Source organism: Priestia sp. P5_B4 (genome assembly GCF_056400385.1).
This window is the reverse complement of record NZ_JBFULJ010000349.1, coordinates 1-3,826: the sequence shown is the minus strand read 5'-3', so window position 1 is coordinate 3,826 and position 3,826 is coordinate 1. Positions and strand designations below refer to the sequence as shown.

Genomic DNA, 3,826 nt, shown 5'->3' with positions numbered 1-3,826 from the left:
TCCCTCCCTGCTTCTGAGGTTTTATAAATTGAACTATGATAAATGTATGCAGCCTGCTTAGCTTGTACTACGTAATTTTTATTTTTTTCTAAATCCGTTTGTATACCTGCGAAAAACCAGCGCATGTTAACTGTAAATACTATACAGAAGGATGAGAGGCATGAATTCATACACTCATATTAAAGAAGCACTACAATTAGCTGAACAAGCTGTTTATCAAGGACAGATGAATTTGAATGGAGCTAATTTTCAAAATGCTCAAATGCATTTGAACATCGTTCAGCAGCAAATTAATGAACAAAAAGAAGCAACGTCTGACGATAAAGAATTAAGACGAATAGAAGAGCATTTAAGACATTTACGCGAAGCCCAGCAGGCTATTCAGCAAAATTTTTAATGAAAGTTAAAAATAGCTCTTTCTTACTTTTATAAGAAAAAACTAAAAAAGCTCTACGAACTCAGTGAGTTCGTAGAGCTTTTGATCTTCATCTGCAACTTTTAAGACCTGGGTAAAGATTAGAGTTATTTCTTTATTCTTATACATACTTTCCGTAATCCGGACGGGCAATTTTATCAAAGTTTTTAACAAGCTTCAATAAATTAGTTGAAAGCCATTCTCCGGAAACCGGTTTTCCATGTCCGGTCACCGCCACAGACGGATGAAGTGACTGAAGCACTTCAACTGATCTTTTGGCAGATGCCCAGTCCGTAGTTAAATAACGAGGAGGACCGCTAATCTCCAATTCTTGCTCTAGTACATCCAGTAAATATTCTTGCTTAGTGGTAACAAAAGCATCTCCTGCGATAAGTGCAAGATCCTGCTTTCTAAAAAGAGAAATATGTCCTGGAGAATGGCCCGGGGTGTGAATCCATTCCCATTCCGGCATATGAGGTACAGAGCCGTCGGCTGGTAAAGCTTGCACATGAGAGCCTAAATCAATGGCTTCCGTTGGAAATAGCGGAGAAAGCTTTGCCACGAGTCCGCCTTCCACTGTGCCATCTGGTGTAGGATAATTTTTTTCACCCGTCACATATGGAAGTTCAAGTGGATGTGCATATACCGGTATGTTCCACTTCTCCACTAGTTCAATAATAGATCCAATATGATCAAAATGTGCATGTGTCAGAATAATTGCTTTTGGTGTTTTTTCTTTTCCAAACCTTTCTTCTGCCTCTTTGATAATCATAGAAGCCGAATTAGGCATTCCCGCATCCACAAGTACAAAACTATTTTCTTTGTCTGGATTTCCTATAAAACATATGTTAACAATCTGCGTAGTGTAGCTGTAGATATCCGGTGCCACTTCGACTCCTTTTCCACTGGCTATAGAGCTCATGGGAATGAAACTTTCCGTTGATGAACTTCCGTGCATCTCTCTATTCAATTTATAATTCCCTCCTTTAACGTGTCACTTCATATATGTGATACACGTTTATGCTATCCACCTTTGCTTTGGTTATTCTTTTTTAACTGGCTCTATTTTAGGTATCCATAAAAAAAGAAAGGAGAAAAACTCCTTTCTTTTTTTACACCAATTATACTTTTGCCGGAACTTTAACGCCCATGATTGCTTTTGGCTCTAGATATTCTTCAATACCAAATGCTCCCCACTCGCGTCCAATACCAGATTGCTTAAATCCACCGAATGGTGCAGCTCTGTCTTGCTCRGCATCGTTGACGATAATTTGACCAGCTCTAATATTTTTAGCAACATAGTCAAGTGTTTCTTGGTCTTTTCCGACCGCATAGCCTGCAAGTCCATAAATTGTATCATTCGCAATTTCAAGAGCTTGCTCTAAATCCTCATACGTAATAATAGTTGTTACAGGTCCAAAGATTTCTTCTTGTGCAATAACCATATCATTTGAAACGTCGGTAAAGACTGTCGGTTTAACAAAGTATCCTGTCTCTAAGCCGTCTGGTTTACCCGTTCCGCCAGTAAGAAGTGTTGCACCTTCGTCCATTCCTTTTTTAATATAATCCTGTACGCGATCCCACTGTTTTTCTGCTACGAGCGGTCCAGTTACGTTGTCTTTATTTAATGGGTCACCAACTGGGAATGATGGTAGAACCTTCTTCACTGCTTCTTCAAATTTTTCTTTCATAGAGGCAGGAATGATAATGCGCGTTGCTGCCGTACATACTTGCCCTGTATTCATTGCAATGTGTGAAACTGCTATTTTAGCCGCTTCTTCTACATCTGCATCCTCTAATACAACTAGCGGCGATTTCCCGCCTAGCTCAAGCGCTACTTTTTTGATTGTTTTAGCCGCGTTTTGCATAATTTTCTCGCCTACAGCACCTGATCCTGTAAATGATACAAAATCAATGTCCGGGTGAGAACTAATAMCGTCACCGATTGTGCTTCCTGTTCCGTTTACAAGGTTAAAGGCACCTTTTGGTACACCAGCTTCATCAATGATCTCTGCTAATATCATCGCTGCATACGGTGTAAGTTCTGATGGTTTTAATACCATTGGACTTCCTGCTGCGATAGCTCCTGCAATTTTAGTAGAGGTCTGATTTGTTGGGAAGTTCCATGGTGTAATAAGTCCGCTTACTCCAATAGACTCTTTCACGACCTTGTAGCTTCCATGATCTTTTTCAAATGTGTAATCTTCAAGTGCATTAGCTGCTTCTTTAAAGTGGCTAAGTCCCATTTCATAGTGAACTTCTTCTGAAATCTTTAAAGGAGCGCCAAGCTCTTCAGTCATAACTTCAATAAGCTCCTGTTTACGCTTTTCATATCCTTTTGCAATATTGCGAAGCATTTTAATTCGCTCTTCTTTTGTTGTTCTTGAAAATGTGGGAAGAGCTGCTTTAGCTGCTGCCACGGCTTTATCTAGATCTTCTTTTGTACCTAAGCTAATTTTACCAATTGATTTTTCAGTAGCAGGATTGATCACATCTGACGTTTCGTTTCCTGTTGATTCAATCCATTCGCCGTTAATAAAGTGTTTTAAATTTGTACGCATTGATTTGATCTCTCCTTTTAGTTTGTTAATTGTTGAACTATGTCATCTAGTTTTTATCTACCCGCCTGTCTGCTTCTCAAACACCGCTTCTATTATTTTTTGTTTCCTTCACTGCCTTACCTCTTTTCCAATCGGCGTTTCGCAGCTGACATTATTTTTCCTCATCGCTTACGCTTCTGCGTGATCTCACTAAATGAAACCTACGTTCACCATAACCACAAAAAAATCCGAACGAGTTTGATTCTCCATCAAGAATCTCGGTTCCTCGTTCGGATCTTCCTTCAACTAAAACACTTTTGTTCCCCTTCTTTTTGTATTAACGTACTTCTTGTAAACGATGTACCGCTCTGCTTTCAATTAACGGTTCTGTTTGCTGTCTGTATTGTTGATAGTGAGGTGTTTCAATGTGAGCTTCAACATCTTCTTGGCTTTTCCATTTCTCATAAAAAACAAATGTGCCTGCTTTGTCTGTATCCTGGTGGAGAGTGTATTGAATACATCCTTTTTCTTCTCTTGATGGTTTAATAACTTTTACTAACTCTGATCGAAGCTCTTCTTCTTTTCCTGGCTTGGCTTGCAAAATGGCGTTAATAATAATTTCTGACATCGTTTTTCCTCATTTCTTTAAAAATATTCTCCATAAAAAGCTTCCCTCTTTTTGAATTTATTACACTGACCATCATATTTTTTGTATGATGATTGATTTCTCTAGTTCAAGACGGCACAACATACATGTTATCCACATCGGTCTTTCTTGATGCTGTTCATAAAAAAGCCTGTAGGCTATAAGCCTACAGGCTTTTTTACATCTTATTTCAATAAGTGTTTCACGACTGCTTTAGCTACACTG

At 38.8% G+C, this 3,826-nt stretch carries 4 protein-coding genes; 1 reads left to right on the top strand and 3 read right to left on the bottom strand.

Features of this window, described 5'->3' with window-relative positions; all coding sequences use genetic code 11:
• The first annotated feature begins 160 nt into the window (after positions 1-160).
• Complete coding sequence (locus AC1DRF_RS19060; RefSeq protein ID WP_230184297.1) at positions 161-397, top strand: hypothetical protein; 237 nt, start codon at positions 161-163, stop codon at positions 395-397.
• A 139-nt stretch (positions 398-536) separates the two neighbouring features.
• On the opposite strand, the gene AC1DRF_RS19055 is transcribed toward AC1DRF_RS19060, so the two are convergent.
• From AC1DRF_RS19055 to AC1DRF_RS19045, 3 genes are all read right to left on the bottom strand, one after another.
• Positions 537-1,385, bottom strand: a complete 849-nt coding sequence (locus AC1DRF_RS19055) for an MBL fold metallo-hydrolase (RefSeq protein WP_427076685.1) — start codon at positions 1,383-1,385, stop codon at positions 537-539.
• Between the two features lie 151 nt (positions 1,386-1,536).
• Positions 1,537-2,976: an aldehyde dehydrogenase family protein gene (locus AC1DRF_RS19050; protein WP_477741404.1), complete on the bottom strand. Its 1,440-nt coding sequence runs from the start codon at positions 2,974-2,976 to the stop codon at positions 1,537-1,539.
• Positions 2,977-3,292: 316 nt separating this feature from the next.
• Positions 3,293-3,583, bottom strand: a complete 291-nt coding sequence (locus AC1DRF_RS19045) for a putative quinol monooxygenase (protein ID WP_028408112.1) — start codon at positions 3,581-3,583, stop codon at positions 3,293-3,295.
• Between the last annotated feature and the right edge of the window lie 243 nt (positions 3,584-3,826).

What these genes read in the sequence shown, in the direction of transcription:
- AC1DRF_RS19060 (WP_230184297.1), top strand. Translation starts at nt 161, where the DNA reads ATGAATTCATACACTCATATTAAAGAAGCACTACAATTAGCTGAACAA.
- AC1DRF_RS19045 (WP_028408112.1), bottom strand. Translation starts at nt 3,583, where the DNA reads ATGTCAGAAATTATTATTAACGCCATTTTGCAAGCCAAGCCAGGAAAA.